The sequence below is a fragment of the Variovorax sp. Varisp36 genome (assembly GCF_047304235.1).
Lineage (GTDB): Bacteria > Pseudomonadota > Gammaproteobacteria > Burkholderiales > Burkholderiaceae_C > Variovorax.
Genome location: NZ_JBGLYU010000137.1, coordinates 1 through 237, shown reverse-complemented (window position 1 = coordinate 237; position 237 = coordinate 1). Strand labels below are relative to the sequence as shown.

1 pseudogene is annotated in these 237 nt (G+C 64.1%); it reads left to right on the top strand.

Annotated elements, in window-relative coordinates:
* Positions 1-74 precede the first annotated feature (74 nt).
* Positions 75-237: pseudogene (locus ACCD11_RS28485) on the top strand (LysE family translocator); the annotation flags it as partial.

The following is a 237-nucleotide window of genomic DNA, read 5'->3' as shown; positions in this document are numbered from 1 at the left end:
CGGATGCCCGAGGGTGGCGTCGACAGCTAGAGCCTGCAGATAATTGCGAGCCCACCTCCATCTACGGACACGCCATGACCCTGTCTGCCTACCTGCTCTTCCTGCCGGCCTGCTTCTCCATCAACATGGCTTTCGGCCCCAACAACCTGCTTTCGGTGACAAATGGTGCCAGGCACGGCGTGTCGCCGGCGGTGATCGCGGCCAGAGGCCGTCGCGCGGCCGTCGCGATCATGCTAG